Source organism: Longimicrobium sp. (genome assembly GCA_036377595.1).
In the GTDB taxonomy this organism is placed as follows: Bacteria; Gemmatimonadota; Gemmatimonadetes; order Longimicrobiales; family Longimicrobiaceae; genus Longimicrobium.
Genome location: DASUYB010000143.1, coordinates 102,957 through 122,431 on the forward strand (window position 1 = coordinate 102,957; position 19,475 = coordinate 122,431).

At 70.2% G+C, this 19,475-nt stretch carries 14 protein-coding genes; 13 read left to right on the forward strand and 1 reads right to left on the reverse strand.

Going from position 1 to position 19,475, the window contains the following annotated elements; translation table 11 throughout:
• The first annotated feature begins 145 nt into the window (after window positions 1-145).
• On the forward strand, window positions 146-2,443 hold the full coding sequence (locus VF092_25660; GenBank protein ID HEX6750700.1) for a vanadium-dependent haloperoxidase: 2,298 nt from the start codon (window positions 146-148) through the stop codon (window positions 2,441-2,443).
• Window positions 2,444-2,531: 88 nt separating this feature from the next.
• Here the strand turns inward: VF092_25660 and VF092_25665 are convergent, their stop codons facing one another.
• A complete protein-coding gene (locus VF092_25665; GenBank protein ID HEX6750701.1) occupies window positions 2,532-2,735 on the reverse strand; it encodes a hypothetical protein in 204 nt (67 codons plus the stop codon).
• Between the two features lie 22 nt (window positions 2,736-2,757).
• On the opposite strand from VF092_25665, the gene VF092_25670 reads away from it, so the two are divergent.
• The 12 genes from VF092_25670 to VF092_25725 all read left to right on the forward strand — a co-directional run.
• On the forward strand, window positions 2,758-5,055 hold the full coding sequence (locus tag VF092_25670; protein HEX6750702.1) for a vanadium-dependent haloperoxidase: 2,298 nt from the start codon (window positions 2,758-2,760) through the stop codon (window positions 5,053-5,055).
• 356 nt (window positions 5,056-5,411) lie between these two features.
• Window positions 5,412-6,629: an acyl-CoA dehydrogenase gene (locus VF092_25675; GenBank protein HEX6750703.1), complete on the forward strand. Its 1,218-nt coding sequence runs from the start codon at window positions 5,412-5,414 to the stop codon at window positions 6,627-6,629.
• 154 nt (window positions 6,630-6,783) lie between these two features.
• Window positions 6,784-8,352, forward strand: a complete 1,569-nt coding sequence (locus VF092_25680) for an Rne/Rng family ribonuclease (protein HEX6750704.1) — start codon at window positions 6,784-6,786, stop codon at window positions 8,350-8,352.
• Window positions 8,353-8,539: 187 nt separating this feature from the next.
• Window positions 8,540-9,574, forward strand: a complete 1,035-nt coding sequence (locus tag VF092_25685) for an NHL repeat-containing protein (GenBank protein ID HEX6750705.1) — start codon at window positions 8,540-8,542, stop codon at window positions 9,572-9,574.
• Between the two features lie 30 nt (window positions 9,575-9,604).
• Complete coding sequence (locus VF092_25690) at window positions 9,605-10,048, forward strand: hypothetical protein (protein HEX6750706.1); 444 nt, start codon at window positions 9,605-9,607, stop codon at window positions 10,046-10,048.
• Between the two features lie 335 nt (window positions 10,049-10,383).
• Window positions 10,384-10,698, forward strand: coding sequence for a 50S ribosomal protein L21 (gene rplU / locus VF092_25695; GenBank protein HEX6750707.1), 315 nt, complete (start codon window positions 10,384-10,386; stop codon window positions 10,696-10,698).
• 13 nt (window positions 10,699-10,711) lie between these two features.
• On the forward strand, window positions 10,712-11,014 hold the full coding sequence (gene rpmA, locus VF092_25700; protein ID HEX6750708.1) for a 50S ribosomal protein L27: 303 nt from the start codon (window positions 10,712-10,714) through the stop codon (window positions 11,012-11,014).
• Between the two features lie 210 nt (window positions 11,015-11,224).
• Entirely contained in the window at window positions 11,225-11,674 is a 450-nt protein-coding gene (locus VF092_25705) for an NfeD family protein (GenBank protein ID HEX6750709.1), read from the forward strand.
• 3 nt (window positions 11,675-11,677) lie between these two features.
• Window positions 11,678-12,754: a stomatin-like protein gene (locus VF092_25710; protein HEX6750710.1), complete on the forward strand. Its 1,077-nt coding sequence runs from the start codon at window positions 11,678-11,680 to the stop codon at window positions 12,752-12,754.
• Window positions 12,755-12,967: 213 nt separating this feature from the next.
• Entirely contained in the window at window positions 12,968-14,212 is a 1,245-nt protein-coding gene (locus tag VF092_25715) for an aminotransferase class I/II-fold pyridoxal phosphate-dependent enzyme (protein HEX6750711.1), read from the forward strand.
• 577 nt (window positions 14,213-14,789) lie between these two features.
• Window positions 14,790-15,293, forward strand: a complete 504-nt coding sequence (locus tag VF092_25720; protein HEX6750712.1) for a cohesin domain-containing protein — start codon at window positions 14,790-14,792, stop codon at window positions 15,291-15,293.
• Between the two features lie 97 nt (window positions 15,294-15,390).
• The coding region (locus tag VF092_25725; protein HEX6750713.1) for an Ig-like domain-containing protein at window positions 15,391-19,475 on the forward strand (4,085 nt) is incomplete at its 3' end.

Consider the following 19,475-nt stretch of genomic DNA (forward strand, 5'->3'; position numbering starts at 1 on the left):
GTGCGACGCCCCCGGTCATCACAGCGATGGCCGGGGGCGTCGTGCATCCCGCCGCCTCGCACAACGGCCTTCCCCCGCGACGCCCGCCGCGGGACGGGGCCACGCCCGCCGCACCGCGGCACGCACGCCTGGAAGGAAGATCCTCATGGCGAAAGCGATCACGCTGGTCGACAACTTCAACGACGACGTGCAGGACACCGCGAAGTGGAGCGCCAGCACCGGCGACCGCCTGCGCGAAGTCAACGGCCGGGTGGAGATCCGGCCGCTGGGGAACATCACCACCGGCCACTTCCTGAACTACCAGTCGGCCACCACCTACGACCTCACCGACTCGGAGTTCCGGATCGAGCTGGTCCGCTCGGTGGTGGGCACCTACGGCGCCGCCGCCTACCTGCAGGCGCGGATCGACGACAACAACCGGGTGCAGCTCCAGGTCACCGGCGGCTACCTGAACTGCGATTCGTGGGCGGCGGGAACGCTGACGAAGCTGGCGCGGGTCCAGTACGACCCGGTCGCCCACCGCTGGCTGCGGCTGCGCGAGCAGGGGGGCACCGTCTACTGGGAGACCTCGCCCGACGGAGCCGCGTGGACCGTGCAGGCCATGCAGCGCCCGAACCCGATCACGCTCACCGCCGTGTACGCCCTGTTCGGCGCGGGCACCTTCGCCGGGTACGCCATCGCCTCGCCCGGGGTGGCGGTGTTCGACAACTTCAACGTGCTGGACAGCGGCCGCGCGCGCCGCGTGGAGGAGCGCCGCCTCTCCGCGCGCGAGGTGCGCGTCGAGGCCGCCGACCTGGACGCCGCCCGCCGCCACGAAGAGCACGCCAACAACAACGACGAGGTCAACTATCCCACCCGGCCGCTGGTGGGGAACTACTCCAAGAGCCTGAAGCACGACTCGCTGGGCGATCCCGACCCGGCGTCGTACACCTCGCTCCTGCGCGCGCTGCAGAGCCAGGACCCGGCCGACTTCGAGGAGATCCAGCTCGCCACGCCGCCGGTCGGCAGCACGGGCCCGGTCAAGCTCACCAACCCGCAGTCCGGGCTGGCGTTCGACCTGGAGGGGCCCGACGCGCAGGAGATCACCCAGCCGCCGGCGCCGCGCTTCGACAGCGCGCAGACGGCGCACGAGGCGGGCGAGCTGTACTGGATGGCGCTCGCGCGCGACGTGCCCTTCACCGTCTACGGCACCGACACGCGCGTGGCCGCGGCCATCAGCTCGCTGAACTCCGAGTTCCCGCAGTTCGGCGGCACCACGCCGGTGACGGCGCAGAACGTCTTCCGCGGCATCTATCCCGGCGAGCAGGTGGGCCCCTACGTCTCCCAGTACCTGCTGAAGGGGAACGTCGACCCGCGCAAGCCGTCGGGACAGGGGCTGAACGCCGCCGACGGCTTCATCTCCTACGGCTCGCGCACCATCGACCAGCGGCTCTATCCGGCGCTGTCGGCCAGCGACTACCTGACCTACTTCCCCGACTGGCTGGCCGTGCAGAACGGGGCCGACGAGCGCGGAAACGACGTATTCGGGAGCAAGGTCTTCATCCACACCCTGCGCGACGGCGCCACCTTCGTGCACTTCGACCAGGTGCTCGACGCGTGGTACAACGCCGCGTGGATCCTGATGAGCGAGCCCACGGGGAACCAGTCGACCGCCGCGGGCGCCACCGGCCGGCCGCAGATCGACCTCGAGTTCCCCAAGGACCAGGGGAACCCGTACGACCCGCCGGGGACGGCGCTGGACAGCAAGACGCAGGTCGGCTTCGCCACCTTCGGGCAGACGCACCTGCTGCAGGTGCTGCCTGAGGTGCTGGGCCGCGCGCTGCGCGCCGTCTGGTACCAGAAGTGGCACGTGCACCGTCGTCTCCGCCCCGAGGAGTACGGCGGCCGGGTGCACAACCACGTCACCGGCGCGCGGACGTACTCGCTCAACACCAGCATCACCACCTCGCTGAGCACGGGTGGGCTGTCGGCCTACTACGGGCCGGGGAAGATCCCCTTCGGCGACGGCTTCCTGCTGCCGCAGGCCTACCCCGAGGGTGCGCCCACGCACCCCGCGTACGGCGCCGGCCACGCCACCGGGTCGGGGGCGATGGCCACGATCCTCAAGGCGTTCTTCGACGACACCACGCCCATCGAGAACCCCGTGCAGGCCGCGTCCAACGGCCTGTCGCTCATCGCCTACACCGGCGCCGACGCGACGCAGATGACCGTCGGCGGGGAGCTGAACAAGCTCGCGGGGAACATCGCCCTCTTCCGGAACGCGGCGGGGGTGCACTGGCGCAGCGACTACACCGAGTCGCTGGTGCTCGGCGAGGCCATCGCCATCGGGCTGCTGCAGGAGATGTCGCTCGGCTTCAACGAGGACGACGGCTACTTCCAGCTGACGAAGTTCGACGGCAACACCATCCGCATCTTCGACGGCAAGGTGGTGCTGGTGTCGTGACGCGGGCGGATGGACGGGGATGCGTCCCCGTCCGCCGCGGCAGGATCGAAGGACAGGGAGACGCGGGGTGATGGGACGCCCCCGGCCGTCAGCAGCGATGGCCGGGGGCGTCGCGCATCCGTGGCAGCAGATGGAGATGGAGATGGAGATGGAGATGGAGATGGAGATGGAGATGGAGATGGAGATGGAGATGGAGATGGAGATGGAGATGGACGGAGACGGGGCGAGGGGAGCCCTCCGCCCGGCACAGCGCCCGGGCTCGTTTCCCCGGCATCCCGCCGGGGAAGGACACCCACCGTCCCCGGGAGGGAACCATGGCCAAGGCCAGCACGCTCGTCGACAACTTCAACGACAACAGCCCCGACCTCACCAAGTGGGCGCCGTACGGCACCGGCCTGTACGCCGAGGTCAACCAGCGGGTGGAGGTCCGGCCCGCCAGCAGCAGCGGCGCGCTCTCCTACGGCGGGTACTATGCCGCCACCACCTACGACCTGACCGGGTCAGAGATCCGCGTGGAGCTGGTGCGGCCGCTGCGCTCGGCCGACGCGGCCGAGGCGTACCTGACGGCCGAGCTCGACGCCAGCAACCAGGTCTCCATCACCGTGGACGGCGACGTCTACAGCACGTACCAGAACCTGAACGCCTACCAGAAGGTGGCGGGAAGCTACACCCTGCTGGCGCGCGTCCCCTACCACCCGGCGCGGCACCGCTGGCTGCGGCTGCGCGAGGCGAGCGGGGTGCTGTACTGGGAGACCTCGCCCGACGGCGTGACCTGGGAGGTGCTGACCAGCAAGGCGCCGCCCATCGCGCTGACGGCGGTGAGCCCGGGCTTCGGGGCGGGAACGTGGGACCGCGTGCCGTCGCCCGGCGTGGCGGTGTTCGACAACTTCAACGTCCTCGACACCTCGCGCGCGCGCCGGGTCGAGGAGCGCCGCCTCTCCGCGCGCGAGGTGCGCGACGAGGCCGCCGGCGTGGCCGCCGCCCGCCGCCACGACGAGCACGCCAACAACAACGACGAGGTCAACTATCCCACCCGGCCGCTGGTGGGCAACTTCTCCAAGAGCCTGAAGCACGACACGCTGGGCGACCCCGACCCGGCGTCGTACGCCACGCTCCTGCGCGCCCTGCAGAGCGAGGACCCGGCCGACTTCGAGGAGATCCAGCTGGCCTCGTCCACCGCGGTCAAGCTCACCAACCCGCAGTCGGGGCTGGCGTTCGACCTCGAGGGGCCCGACGCGCAGGAGATCACCCAGATCCCCGCGCCGCGCTTCGACAGCGCGGTCACCGCGCACGAGGCGGGCGAGCTGTACTGGATGGCGGTGGTGCGCGACATCCCCTTCATCAACTGGGCGACCGACCCCACCATCTCCGCCGCCATCCTCTCGATCACCAGCGAGTTCCCGCAGTTCGGCGGCACCACGCCGGTGACGGTGCAGAACGTCTTCCGCGGCATCTATCCCGGCGAGCAGATCGGGCCGTACGTCAGCCAGTACCTGCTCAAGGGGAACGTGGACCAGCGCAAGCCGGCGGGGCAGGGGCGCAACGCGGCCGACGGCTACATCTCCTATGGCTCTCGCACCATCGACCAGCGGCTCTTCCCCGCGTCGGCCAACGTCGACTACCTGCTCACGTTCACCTCGTGGCTGAACGTGCAGAACGGCTTCGACACGCGCGGCGGCGACTCGTTCGACACCACCAAACGCTTCATCCGCGACTTCCGCGCGGCGACGACGTTCGTGCACTTCGACCAGGTGCTCGACGCGTGGTACAACGCCGCGTGGATCCTGATGAGCGAGCCCACGGGGAACCAGTCGACGTTCGTCAGCGGCACCACCGGCCGCCCGCAGATCGACCTGGAGTTCCCCAAGGACCAGGGGAACCCGTACGACCCGCCGGGGACGGCGATGGATTCGAAGACGCAGGTGGGCTTCGCCACCTTCGGGCCCACGCACCTGCTGCAGGTCCTCGCCGAGGTGCTGGGGCGGGCGCTGCGGGCGGTGTGGTACCAGAAGTGGCACGTGCACCGTCGCCTGCGTCCTGAGGAGTACGGCGGCCGCGTGCACAACCACATCACCGGCGCGCGCACGTACTCGCTCGACACCAGCATCACCACCTCGCTGTCCAGCGGCGGGCTGGCGCCGTACTTCGGCAACGTGGGCGACAAGTTCCCCTCGTCGTACCTCCTCCCGCAGGCCTATCCCGAGGGCGCGCCCACGCACCCGGCGTACGGCGCCGGTCACGCCACGGGGAGCGGGGCGATGGCCACGATCCTCAAGGCGTTCTTCGACGAGAGCACGCCGATCGAGAACCCGCTGCAGTCCGACGCCGCCGGCACCGCGCTCGTCGCCTACACAGGTGCCGATGCCTCGCAGATGACGGTGGGCGGCGAGCTGAACAAGCTGGCGGGGAACATCGCCATCTTCCGCAACGCGGCGGGTGTGCACTGGCGCAGCGACTACACCGAGTCGCTGCTCCTGGGCGAGGCCGTCGCCATCGGCCTGCTGCAGGAGATGTCGCTGACGTTCAACGAGGACGACGGCTACTTCCAGGTGACGAAGTTCGACGGCAGCACGATCCGCATCTTCGACGGCAAGGTGGTCACCGTCGTCTGAGCGGAGATGGGTGACGAAAGCGCCCCCGTCCGTCGCGCATGACGGCCGGGGGCGTTGGCCGTCGTTCGCGAGGTGACGAGTCACGCAGAAACCAATCGCAAATCCTCTGTGCCTCTGCGGCTGTGGTCTCTGTGCCCTCCGTGTGAAACCAAGGATAGCCAGTAGCCGAATGAGACGCCGTCGCGAGCTCACCCGCATCGTCTCCACGGAAGCGCAGCGGAGATCGCGCTCTATCGGACAGCGTCCGCTTTTCACCTCGTGGCCCGATCCTTTCGGTTTCCTTGCGTGCGGGCTAGATTCCCGCGGTTTCGGCAAGATCCTGGACGCGTGACCGAACGACCTGAAGGCATAGAGCGATGGACCGGTACTTCGACGAGAACCACCTGATGATCCGCGACATGGTGCGCGATTTCGCCGAGAACGAGATCGCGCCCGTGGCCGCAGAGCTCGACCGGTCGGGCGAGTTCCCGTGGGAGAACGTGAAGAAGATGGGCGAGCTGGGGCTGTTCGGCATCCCCTGGCCCGAGGAGCTGGGCGGCGCCGGGATGGACGGCATCGCCTACATGATCGTGATCAACGAGCTGGCCCGGGTCGACGCCAGCCACGCCATCACCGTGTCGGCCCACACCACGCTCGGCTCCTCGCCGATCGTGAACTTCGGCACGCCCGAGCAGAAGGAGCGCTTCGTCCCCCTCCTCGCCTCGGGCACGGTGCTGGGCGGATTCGGGCTGACCGAGCCCGGCGCCGGCTCCGACGCCGCGGGGACGCAGACCACCGCGGTGAAGACCGACGGCGGGTGGATCCTGAACGGGAGCAAGATCTTCATCACCCACGCCGGCGTGGGCGAGATCTTCGTCGTCACCGCGCAGACGGACAGGGAGAAGGGGACGAAGGGGATCACCTCCTTCATCGTCTCCAAGCCCACCACCGACCTGGAGAAGGCGCGGGAGATCGGCGTGGGGCACGCGCAGGACGGCCAGCTCTGCTATACGAAGGGCGTCCGCGCGGGGAAGAAGGAGGACAAGATGGGGTGGCGCGCCAGCGACACCCGCGAGCTGGTGCTGGAGAACTCCTTCGTCCCCGACGAGAACGTGCTGGGCGAGGTGGGGATGGGCTTCATCAACTTCATGAAGACCCTCGACTCCGGCCGCATCGGCATCGCCGCGCTGTCGCTGGGGCTGGCGGAAGGCGCGCTCGAGCAGGCGCGCAATTACGCGCTGGAGCGCCGCCAGTTCGGGCAGCCCATCTCCGACTTTCAGGGGATCCAGTTCATGCTGGCCGACATGGCCACGGAGATCGAGGCCGCCAGGCACCTCGTGTACCACGCCGCGTGGCTGAAGGAGCAGGGGAAGCCGTTCGGGAAGCAGGCCGCCATGGCCAAGCTGTTCGCCAGCGAGACGGCCATGCGCGTCACGACCAGGGCCGTGCAGATCCACGGCGGCTACGGCTACACCCGCGAATACCCGGTGGAGCGCATGATGCGCGACGCCAAGATCTGCGAGATCGGCGAGGGGACCAGCGAGATCCAGCGGCTGGTGATCGCGCGCAGCCTCCTCCACGACCTCACGCACTGAACGCCGCCGCCCGCGGGCGTCTTCGCCCGCCGGCGGCCCAGAAACCGGTAGTCACAAGCATGGTTCGATCTGAGCGCGGGGCCGCCGAGGCCCCGCGGGGTCGGCCCGTACCCCTCCGGGGCCTCGCCCCGTCTCCCGCACGGCAGGAGGCGGATTGAAGCGCGAGATCCTGATGAACACCACCGCCCGCGAGACGCGCGTCGCCATCCTCGAGGACGACGTGCTGGTCGAGCTGATGGTCGACCGCCCCGACGCGGCGCGGATGGTGGGCGACATCTACAAGGGGCGGGTCGAAGCCGTCCTCCCCGGCATCCAGGCCGCCTTCGTCGACGTGGGCACCGAGAAGGCGGCCTTCCTGCACGTCAGCGACGTGGCCCTGGACGACGACGACGAGGACGAGGAGCCCGGCTCGTCGTCCGCCGGCGACGAGGACGAGGCGGGGAACGGGGACGGTGGAGGCGGACGGCGCGGGCAGCGCTATCCCCCCATCCAGGACATCGTCAAGAAGGGTCAGGAGCTGCTGGTGCAGGTGTCGAAGGAGCCCATCGGCACCAAGGGCCCCCGCGTCACCGCGCACATCTCCCTCCCGGGGCGCTTCCTGGTCTACATGCCGGGGAGCGACCACGTGGGCGTCTCGCGCAAGATCGAGGACCGCGAGGAGCGCGCGCGGCTGCGCGCCCTGGCCCGAGAGGCGCTGCCGCCCAAGGCCGGCGGGGTGATCGTCCGCACCGTGGGCGAGGAGCTCACGCGCGAGACCTTCGAGCGCGAGCTGCGCAGCCTGATGCAGCTCTGGAAGCAGATCCAGAAGAAGGCCTCGCGCGCCCGCGCCCCGGCGGCGGTGCACCGCGAGGCCAAGCTGGTGGCCGGCATCATCCGCGACCTGTTCAGCCAGAAGGTCGACTCGCTGATCGTCGACTCGCAGCCGGTCTACGACGACGTGCGCGCCTACCTCGAGCAGGTCGACCCCTCGCTGATCGAGCGGGTGAAGCTGTACACCGACCCCAAGCCGCTCTTCGACGCCTACGACATCGAGAGCGAGATCCGCGACGCCTTCCAGCGCCGGGTGAACCTCCCCTCGGGCGGCTACATCATCGTGGAGCCCACCGAGGCGCTGGTCTCCATCGACGTCAACACGGGGCGGTACACGGGCAAGAAGGACCCCGAGAAGACGATCCTGAAGACCAACGTCGACGCGGCGCGCGAGATCGCGCGGCAGGTGCGGCTGCGCGACGTGGGCGGGATCATCGTGTGCGACTTCATCGACATGGAGACCAAGCAGAACCGCGAGAAGGTCCTGCAGGAGCTCCGCCAGCACCTGTCGCGCGACCGGGCGCGCACCAAGGCGTTCCAGGTCAGCGAGCTGGGGCTGATCGAGATGACGCGCCAGCGGGTGCGCCCCTCGCTCTACCACACGCAGACCGAGACGTGTCCCACCTGCGCGGGGACGGGGCGCATCTTCACGCCCGAGACGGTGGTGCGGCGGATCGAGCGCGCCATCCGCCGCGCCTGGGCCGAGGGGAAGGAGAAGAACCTGGTCGTGCGCGTGCACCCCGAGGTGGCGCTCTACGTCCTGGAGCAGGAGCCGGGGTGGATCAAGGGGATGGAGAAGAGCCTGGGGATGAAGATCGCCCTGCGCGACGACCCGCTGGCCGCGCAGGACGCCTTCAGGCTCATCTCCGGCGTCAGCCACCAGGACGTCTCCTCGCGCTTCAACCTCGGCTGATCGCCGGAAACAGCAGGTCTCACGCAGAGCAGCAGAGGCAGCAGAGAACTCATCTCCGCTGCCTCTGCTGCTCTGCGTGAGACCATTCTTTTCGCGATGCTTGTTCGCCCCCTCCTTCGTTTTTATCATCTACTCTAATGTCGCTTCGGTTGTGATGCGCTGATCCGTCTTCTGGGGACGACGTGCCATGAATCGCCGCATCTGCCCGGCCCTTCTGCTGGCGATGTGCACGTGGGCGACACTCCTGCCCGCGTCCGCACAGGTGACGCGAAACGTGGTGCCGATGAACGGGCAGGGGCCGCGCCTCCTCCTGCGCGAGGTGCTGCGGATCGGCAGCGCCGATGGCGCGCACGACAGCTTCGGCCGCGTGGCCGACGTGGCGTTCGACCGGCGCGGCCGCGTGTACGTCGCGGACGATCTCAATCACCGCGTCGCCGTCTTCGGCCCCGACGGCCGCTTCGTCGCCACCGTGGGGCGCGAGGGCACGGGCCCGGGCGAGTTCACCAACCCCTGGCGGGTGCGCGTCGACGCCAGCGACTCGCTGTTCGTGTGGGACATGGGGGCGGCGCGGGTGTCGGTCTTCGGCCCCGACCTGCGCTACCGGCGCAGCTTCGGCACGCCGCCCTCGTGGATCGTGAACGCGATGGAGTTCCTTCCCGACGGCACCCTGCTGGTGGCCGCCTACGGCTCGGGCGAGGAGCGCCCGCTGCAGCGCCTCCGCCGCGACGGGACGCGGCTCGGCTCGCTGGGCCCGGAACTGCGGCCGGAGCGGCTGGGCGGGTTCGAGTCCAGCCTCCTGGGCGGCCCCGCCGTGCTCGACGGGCAGACGCTGGTCTACAGCAACAAGAGCCCGTACCAGGTCGATTTCTACGACCCCGCGGGGCGGCTGAAGACGCGCTGCGTGGGCCGCCCGGAATGGACCACCCCGCCCGCCAGCGTAGTCAGCGAGCGCGGGCTCGAGCGGCGGCTGGAATGGGGCCGCTTCGTCCACGCGGCCAGTGTGCTGGCGGTGGGCCGCGGGCTGTACCTGAACGTCATCCACGACCCCCGCACCAAGCGCGAGACGCTGGACCTGCTCGACACCGCGTGCCGGCTGATCCGCCGCACCCCGCTGCGCGAGCCGGTGATGGTCGTCAGCCGCAGCGGGAACCGGATCGCCGCCATCCGCACGCTCGACTACGACGAGGTGGTGATCTACGAGCTGTCCATCTCCCCGCGTTAGCCGTCTCCGCCCGTTTCGCCGGAGGATATGATGCGCCCGTGGATGAGTCTCCTTGCCGCCGCGATCGCGGTGCTCGCGTCCGCCTCCCCGTCGGCCGCGCAGACCGCGATCCGGCCGAGCGTCTGCACCATCTCGTGCGGATGCGACCGGTACGGCTGCTACTGCTCGCGCACCGGCGGCAGCGGGGGATCGTGCAAGGCCGACGCGTCGAGCTGCACCGTCACGCTCTGCGCCACGCTGCGGCCGGACTCGGGCGCGGTCCTCGCGCTCGCCGCGGACGGCTCGCTGGTGATCGTGGACACGAAGCTCGCCGCCGGCGCGCCGCGGCTGGCCACGGTGCGCGCCAACCGGTGGCGCACCCTCTCGCGCGGCCACAGCGTGGGGGTGGACTGCGGCGGCGCCGTGGTGGCCGAGTACTTCGACGCGCGCACCGCCGCCCTGTCGCGCGCCCGCTCGCGCCGGCTGGCGATCTGATTCAGAGATCTCACGCGGAGGCGCGGAGACGCGGAAGGAAGTCCCGAATCCTCCGCGTCTCCGCGCCTCCGCGTGAGGCCAGGACAGCCGGTACGTGAACGGATTTTGGGGATCGGGAAGCGGGAGGGGTACATCTTCGGGCGGGGTGCGGTTAGATTGTTCGCCACGACGCCGCCTCTGGAGCCACGGACGGACGCCCGGGAGGCGACTTCACCGCGTCGGCGCTGGATTTTGCGGGGGTGCCGGGGTTGACGAAACCGGTAAATCCTGCGATATTCAGCGTCTTGTTTTGTTTCGGGCAAGTTCCGTCCGCCAATCGGGAGTATCGGAACCCAATGTACGCCATCGTCCGCATCGGCGGTCACCAGTATCGCGCCGAGCCGGGGAAGACCCTGCGAATCCAGTCGCTCGACACCGAGCCGGGCCAGACCATCCAGTTCGACCAGGTGCTGCTCGGCGCCGACGGCGACACCATCAAGGTGGGCACGCCGGTGGTGGACGGGGCGAGCATCACGGCCGAGGTGGTCCGCCACGGCAGGGGCGAGAAGATCACCATCTTCAAGCACAAGCGCCGCAAGAACTACCGCCGCAAGCAGGGCCACCGGCAGGGGTTCACCGAGGTGTGCGTGAACGACATCAGCCTCGGCTGAAGGAGGAGTTGAAATGGCTCACAAGAAAGGTGGCGGGTCTACCCGCAACGGCCGCGATTCGAACGCCCAGCGCCTGGGCGTGAAGAAGTACGGCGGCGAGCGCGTGCTGGCCGGGAACATCCTGGTCCGGCAGCGCGGCACCAAGTTCCACGCGGGCGAGAACGTCCGCCGCGCCAACGACGACACCCTGTTCGCCCTGGTCGACGGGATCGTGCAGTTCGGCCGCAAGGACAAGACGCGCAAGAAGGTCTCCGTGATCCCGCTCGAGGCGCTGGCCGCGGGCGAGGCGCCGGCCCCCGAGGCCAACGCGGACTGACCTCCGCCGTCGTCGAGATTTGAACGCCGCTCCGGCATTGCGCCGGGGCGGCGTTTCTGCATCAGGTCCCGTGGACGGAACGGACGAGGCTTCCCCCTTGCTCCATCCGCCGCCGGGTGCGATGGTTAACGCTCACTTTCGGTAGCTTTCTACCGGCCCCCGGCGAGTTCCGCCACCGCGTCTCCGAATTTCCCACCGTCTCCAGTTCCCATGCAAGCATGGCTGTTGTGGGCGCTCGCGGCCGTCGTCCTGCTGATCGCCGAGGCGCTCACCGGGACGCTGTTCCTGATCGCCCTGGCCGCGGCCGCGGTGGCGCCCGCCGTGGCCGCCGCGCTGGGGGCGGGCCTGGTGGCGCAGCTGGCGGTGTTCGGCGCGGCCGCCCTCCTCTCGCTGCTCAAGGCGCGGCCGCTGTTCGGGGCGCTCCTCCACCCCGCGTCGCAACAGGTGGCGACGAACGTCGCCGCGCTCCCCGGCGCGGTGGGACTGGTGCTGGAGCCGGTGCGCGATGCCCACCGCGCGGGGCGCGTGACGGTGGGCGGCGACGACTGGCGCGCGGTGACGGCGGACGGGAGCGCGCTGGACGCGGGAGAGCAGGTGGTGGTGCTCGACGTACAGGGGGTGACGCTGACGGTCGCCCGGTATCCTCAGCAGGAGATCTGAATCATGTCCGTTTTCCTTCTCGTCGTGGCGCTGGTGGTGTTCGCGGTGGTGATGGTGGCCATGGGCTTCACCGTGGTGCAGCAGGCGGAGACGATGGTGATCGAGCGGCTGGGCCGCTATCATCGCACGCTCGACTCGGGGATCAACGTGATCATCCCCCTCATCGACCAGCCCCGCCGCATCCACTGGCGCTTCACCACCGAGATCAACGGGCAGATCATCCACCGGAAGAGCACGTCGAGCAAGATCGACCTGCGCGAGCAGCTGTACGACTTCCCGCGGCAGAACGTGATCACGCGCGACAACGTGGCCACGGAGATCAACGCGATGATCTACTTCCAGATCACCGACCCGCGGCGCGCCGTGTACGAGATCGCCGACCTCCCCGGCGCCATCGAGAAGCTGACCCAGACCAGCCTGCGCAACGTGGTGGGCGAGATGGACCTGGACGAGCTGCTCTCCTCGCGCGACAAGGTCAACACCGCGCTGCGCCAGATCCTCGACACCGCCAGCGACAAGTGGGGCGTCAAGGTCAACCGGGTGGAGATCCAGGACATCAACCCCCCGCCCGAGATCCGCCACGCCATGGAGAAGCAGATGCGCGCCGAGCGCGACAAGCGCGCGGCGGTGCTGACGGCCGAGGCGGCCAAGCAGAGCGCCATCCTCGAGGCCGAGGGGATGCGCGAGGCGCAGATCGCGCGCGCCACCGGCGAGCAGAAGGCACGCATCATGGCGGCCGAGGCCGAGGCGCAGGCGCGGGTGCGGGTGGCGCAGGCCGAGGCCGAGGCCATCCGGCTGATCTCCGACTCGCTGGGCGGCCCCGCCGCCAACCCGGCCGCCTACCTCATCGGCGTGCGCTACGTCGACGCGCTGAAGTCGATGGGCGACGGTTCGGCGGAGAAGATCGTCTACCTCCCCTACGAGGCCGCGGGGCTGATGGCGTCGGTGGGCGGGCTGCGCGAGCTGATCGCCGGCCCGGGCGCGGGCGCCCCGGACCCGAGGGCCGCCGCGCCCCGCGCCGCGCCGCCGCACCTGCGCGTTCCCATCGCCGCCGTGCCCGAGCCGAAGCCCGGGTCGTAGCCTTCGCCGACGGGGAGAAGCGCCGCTCCGGCACCCGGCCGGGGCGGCGCTCCGTCTTCCGTCTCCTCCGGCGTTCGCCCCCGTGCGAAACGGCGCGCCGACGGCTAGAATCCTGCATCGGCAGCGTATGCCACCGACGAGATCGGAAGCTCCGACCCGGCCGAGAGAAACCGGCCGGGTCGGTGTTCCTTGCACCCACGATCCGCTCCACCGATGACCGACATCTCTCCGGCCGCCGACTGGCCGCCGCGCTCCGCCGCCGACTTCCCCCGGCTGTCCGGGCTTCCCGCCTACGTGTTCGCGCAGGTGAACGCCGAGAAGGCCGAGCGCATCGCCGCCGGCGAGGACGTGATCGACCTTGGGATGGGGAACCCTGACCTGGGCACCCCCGGCCACATCGTTGACGAGCTGGTGGCCAACGCGGCCGATGCCAGGAACCACCGCTACAGCGCCAGCCGGGGGATCCACGGCCTGCGCGAGGCGATGGCCGAGCACTATGCCCGCCGCTACGGCGTGACGGTGGATCCCGAGACGCAGGTGGTGGTCACCATCGGCGCCAAGGAGGGGATCGCGCACCTGATGCTGGCGCTGCTCGACAGCGGCGACACGGTGATCGTTCCCTCGCCCGCGTACCCCATCCACTACTACTCGGTGGTGTTCGCCGGCGGGCACGTGCACTCCATCCCCCTGGTGGGCGACGAGGACGGCTACGTGGTGGGCGATGCGCTCCTCTCCGCCGTCGAGGCCGCGTGCGCGTCGACCTGGCCGCGGCCCAAGGCGCTCGTCCTCTCCTTCCCCAACAACCCCACCACGCTCAGCGCCACGCCCGAGTTGCTGGAGCGCGCGGTGGAGCTCTGCCGGCGCGAGCGGCTGCTGCTGGTGCATGACTTCGCCTACGCCGACTTCTCGTTCGGCGACGAAGAGCCGCCCAGCCTGCTGCAGGTGCCGGGCGCGATGGACGTGGGCGTCGAGTTCTTCTCGATGTCGAAGAGCTACTGCATGGCGGGATGGCGGGTGGGGTTCTGCGTGGGGAACACCGCGATGGTGCAGGCGCTCACCAAGATCAAGAGCTACCTGGACTACGGGATCTTCCAGCCGATCCAGATCGCCGCGGCGCACGCGCTGCGCGCCGGGCAGGAGTGCGTGGGCGAGACGCGCGAGGTGTACCGCCGCCGCGCCGAGGCGCTCGTCGGCGAGCTGCACCGCGCGGGGTGGCCCGTGCCCCCGCCGCGCGCCACCATGTTCGTGTGGGCGCCCATCCCTGGCGAGTACCTGCACATGGGAAGCATGGAGTTCGCGCGCCACCTCCTGCGCGAGGCCGGCGTGGTGGTTTCCCCCGGCGTGGGCTTCGGGCGCGAGGGCGAGGGGCACGTGCGCTTCGCGCTGATCGAGCCCGAGGACCGGCTGCGCGAGGCGGGCGAGCGGATCGCCAGGGCGCTGCGGCGGAAGGCGGCGTAGCGGGCGGCGAGACCAGGCGCGGAGCCTGGCGTCCGGGACATGCGTGTCCCACTCCTCCCACACCGTACGCTCCCGGGCGGCGGGGACGAGCCCGGCGCGGCGCGCCGGCGTCCCCGCGCCTCCCGCTGGAGATTCGCCGGATGGGAGCGGCGGCCGCGACGCGGGCTTCCGCCCGGCGGGTGCGGGTGCGGCGGTCGCGAGTCTCCGAACCCCAACTCCCGTCAGGTGTTTGCGCCCGCTGGGGCCGGTCGGCGTGCGGCAGATCCATTTAGCGGCGCCAGAGGCGAGGCGCACCCGCCCCGTTGTACCCGCTTGCCCCAACTGCGCCGCTGACTTGTGGCAGTTGACCAGAGTCTGTATAATATTGCCGTCACACCCCTTGCGCGCCGGACCCCGGCGGCGGGAAGCAGTTGACACACCGCCGGCCGCCCCTCCGGTACGCCCCGCGGTGGTCGTTTGAACGGCGGATCCCCCGGCATCCCTCCGGCTCTCCGCCCCTTCAGCTTTTCCGCCTTCGCACGCCTCCACTCGGCGCCTGTCGCCGAGACGCATCCACTTCCGCAGTGAGTCGTACCCCATGGCAAACACGCGTAGTCGGTTCCGCTGGCTGGCAACCGCCGCCGCCATCGCGTCGCTCGCCGCATGCACCGACGCCAATCCCAACGGCGACGGGCTGCCCACCGACGCGGGCGCGGGGCTGTACCCGCACATGACGGTGTCCACCAGCAAGGGCACGGCCAACGTGGACCTGGGCCTGCGCCAGGTGCCCGGCGGGCTGACCCTGGCCAGCTACCAGGGCGAGGTGGTGTTCGACCCGCAGGCGCTGTCGCTGCAGAGCGCCGACCTTCCCGAAGGGGTGATCGGCGACGCCAACGAAGTGTCGCCCGGGCACATCCGCTTCGCCGGCATGGCGCTCGACGGGACCGAGGGCGCGCAGCTGCTGCGGATGCGCTTCACCGCCAAGGGCGCGGTCACCCGCGAGACGTTCCGGGTGACCTTCGAGGAGGTGACCGACGCCACCGAGTACGCCGACGTCACGGCGCAGGTGAAGAACGGCACCCTCCTCTACCAGCAGCGCTGAGAACCCTCTCGCCTTCCTTACGCGCGCGGCGCCTCCCGCCGCGCGCGGCTCATAAGAACCAAGTACTCCGATGCTTCGCAACGCGAGCAGGTTTCTGATGGCCCTGGGCGCGGCGCTCCTTGCCGCCGCCCCGGGCCTTTCCGCGCAGCAGTCCGGCCAGCCCATCCGCGGCGACGTGGACGGCGACGGCCGCGTGACCGCGGCCGACGCCCGCATCGTGGCCAACTACCTCGTCGGCCGCGCGGTTCCCGCGGGCGCCGACGTGGCCGGCCGCGGCGACGCCAACGGCGACGGGCGCGTGACCTCGGCCGACGCGGCCATCATCAACGCCTTCGCCGCCGGGCGCGACATGAAGCGCTTCCCGGTGGGCACGCCCATCGCCGTGGTGCCCAACGGGCCCGACAAGGGGCTGGCCGCCATCCTCTGCGGCGCCGACGTGCGCGCGAAGACGGTGAAGTGCGACGCGCCGACCGGCGCCACGGGCGCGCGGGGCGTGCTCCTCGGCAACCAGCACGTGTACGTGGAGCTGACGTCGTCGAACGTCTCCAGCGTCGATAACGCGGGCACGATCGACTTCACCTTCGACGTCACCGTCAAGAACCTGATCCCGCAGACGCTGGGCGTCGACAGCGCCACCGGTGCGGTCAATGCGGAGGCGGTGCGGGTGTTCTTCGCCACCGCGCCGGTCGCCGACGCCGGCAGCGGGGAGATCGACGTGCAGGGCGGGGGGACGGGAACCTTCACCGCCTCGAACCAGCACTACTACGAGTACCCGGCGCCGCTCGCGACGAACTCGGTGACGCCGCCCGTGAACTGGCACTTCCAGATGCCGAACACGGTCACCCACTTCCAGTTCCTGGTGTACGTGGCCGGCAAGGTGCAGTTCCCGCAGGGGTGGATCGACATCTATCCTCCCTCGCACGCGCCCAGCCCCACGCTGATCCCCACCAACACCATCACCGCGGGCTCCACGCTGCAGCTCGAGGACACCGCGCGCACGCAGGTGGGCAACCCGATCCCCGGCGAAAGCGTGACCTGGTCGAGCACCGGGCATGCGACGACGGTCGATCCCAACACCGGCCTGGTGACGGCCACCGGCGTGGGGACCGACACCATCACCGCCACCGGCAACTCGGGGCGCACCGGCAAGGTCCAGATCGTGGTGAATCCGGGCGCGGCGGCCAGCATGACGGCCAACTCGGCCACCACGCAGAGCGCCAACGCGGGGACCGCCGTGGCGGCGCCGCCCAGCGTGATCGTGAAGGACGCGCTGAACAACCCGGTCCCGGGCGTTTCGGTGACCTTCACCACAGGCGCGACCAGTGGCACGGTGAGCGACGGCTCGACCACCGGCTCCGCGGTCACCATCACCACCAACGCGTCCGGCATCGCCACGCTGACCAGCTGGACCGTCGGCAACACGGTGGGCGTGGACTCGGTGACGGCCTCGTCCACGGGGCTCACCGACGTGGTGTTCACCGCCACGGTGACCCCGGGCGCGCCGGCCAGCATGACGGCCAACTCGGCCCCCACGCAGTCGGACACGGTGGGCAAGCCGGTCGCGGCTCCGCCCTCGGTGCTGGTAAAGGACGCGCTGAACAACCCCGTCCCCGGCGTGACGGTCACCTTCAACGTGACCGCCGGCGGCGGCTCGGTGAACAACGGCTCCACCTCGGGTGCATCGGTCACCGTCAACACCGACGCGTCGGGCATCGCCACGCTGGCCAGCTGGACGCTCGGCACGGCCTCGGGCACCAGCAACAACACGGTGAAGGCTTCGGCTACGGGCCTGACGGACGTAACCTTCACCGCCACGGCCGAGCCGGACGTGCCGTTCACCATCGCCAAGACGGCGGGTGACAACCAGACGGTGACGGCGGGGACGGCGGTGCCGATCAAGCCGAAGGTCCACATCACCGACCAGTACGGGAACGTGGTGGCCACGGGCACGACCGTCACCTTCACTCCGTCGGCGGGCGGAAGCGTGACCGGCGGCACCACCAGCACCGACGGCAGCGGCGACGCGGAGGTGGGCAGCTGGACGCTGGCCGCCGGCGCCAACACGCTGACGGTGACCTCGGGGACGGCCACGGCCACCTTCAACGGCTACGGCAACTCGCTGCCGGTGGCGGGCCGCGACTCGGTCGACGGCATCGGCAACGTGCAGATCACCGCCACCGGGCTGAAGGGGAACGACTCCGATGCCGACGGCGACGCGATCAGCATCACGGCAGTCCCCGTCCCCCCGGCCCATGGCTCGATCAGCATCGACGTGGACGGCGGGCTGACGTACACCCCCGCGGTGGGCTACGTGGGGCTCGACAGCGCCACCTACACGCTGACCGACGCCCGCGGCGGCACCGCACCGGGCAAGGTCATCATCCGCATGCCCGACCGCTTCTGGTTCGTGACCGGCGGCGGCAGCGGCAACGGCACGCAGGCCTCGCCGTCGGGGAACTTCACCTTCGGCTCGCCCATCGCGGCCAAGGACACGGTGTTCCTGCTGTCCAGCGCCACCGTTTCCGCCGGCCTGGCGCTTCCGAACGGCGCGGCGCTGATCGGCACCGGGCTGGGAAGCAACGTCACCCGGTCGCTGGGCGGCAGCCCGAACATGACGGTGAACCCGGTCACGCTGCTGACCAGCGGGAGCCAGCCCACGCTGACCGTGTCCACCGGCACCGGCGTGACGCTGGCCTCGAGCGGGACCGGCTACGTGGTGAAGGGGCTGAACCTGACGTCGAGCGCGGGCGCGGCCCTGGCGGGCAGCACCTTCGGCACGCTCGACGTGGCCAACCTGGCCGTGACCGCCACCGGCGGGCCGGCGCTGAACCTGGCCACCGGCACGGTGAGCGGGACGTTCACCAGCGTCAGCGGGTCGGGTAGCTCCACGCACGGCGCCATCCTGAGCGCTGTGGGCGGCACCTTCACGGTGAGCGGCGGCACGATCACCGGCAGCGCGAACGGCGCGGCGCTGCAGGTGACGGGCAACGCCGCTGGCACGGTGAACTGGGCGGGCTCGCTCAGCCAGGCCAACGCCCAGCCGCTGCTGCTGGTGACCGGCCACACGAACACCGGCGCCACGCTGAACCTGACCGGCGCGCTGACCGCCTCGGGCGGCTCGCGCGGCCTGACCTTCGACAACGCCGACGGGATCTACCTGATCATCCCGTCGTCGCCGACTACGTTCACCGGCGACAGCGTCGGCGTGGACATCCTGAACGGCTCGTCGAGCACCAACTTCACGTTCGGGCCGAACCTGACGCTGAACGGCACCGCGGGGAATGCGTTCAACCTCGACGCCAGCAGCGCGGCGGTGACGTTCCAGGGCAATATCACCAAGAACGGGACGCAGACGGGGCGGCTGGTGTCGATCAGCAATCACACCATCCGGACGATTGCCTTCCCGGGCACGCTTAGCGCCACCAGCACCGCCGCCGGCTCCACCGGCATCCTGCTCGACAACGCCGACGGCACGTACAACTTCAGCGGCACCAACACGCTGGGCGGTGCGGGAAGCGACGCCGGGATCGACGTCCAGAACGGGTCGCTGGCGGCCGTGACGTTCAGCAGCAACACGTCGATCACCAACCCGCTGAACGAGGCGGTGCGGATCGATGCCGGCGCGGCCGGCCTGGGCTTCACCTACAACGGCACGATCAGCAAGACCAACGGATCGGGCACCGGCATCGCACTGACCAACAACGGCACGGGCAACATCAGCTTCGCCGGACCCAGCGTGGTGCTGAACACCGGCACCAGCGCCGGCATCAACATGACGAGCACCGCGGCCACGGTAAGCTTCGTGGACTCGGTGAAGGTGACGACGACCTCGGGGAATGGCATCAACGCCACCGGTGGCGGCACGCTGACCATCGCCGGCACGCACAACTCGATCACGTCGGCCGGCGGGATCGCGCTGAACGTGAGCGGGACCACGATCGGTGGCGCCGGGCTGAACTTCCGCTCGATCAGCGCCAACGGCGGCGCCAACGGCATCGTGCTGAGCAGCACGGGCGCCGGGGGCCTGACGGTGAGCGGCAACGGCACCGCCGGCTCGGGCGGGACGATCCAGAACACGAGCGGGGCGGACGGCGCGATCGCGGGGAACGGGGTCTACCTGTCGAGCGCGCAGAACGTGTCGCTGGCGTTCATGGCCATCAACGACCACGGGAACAACGGGCT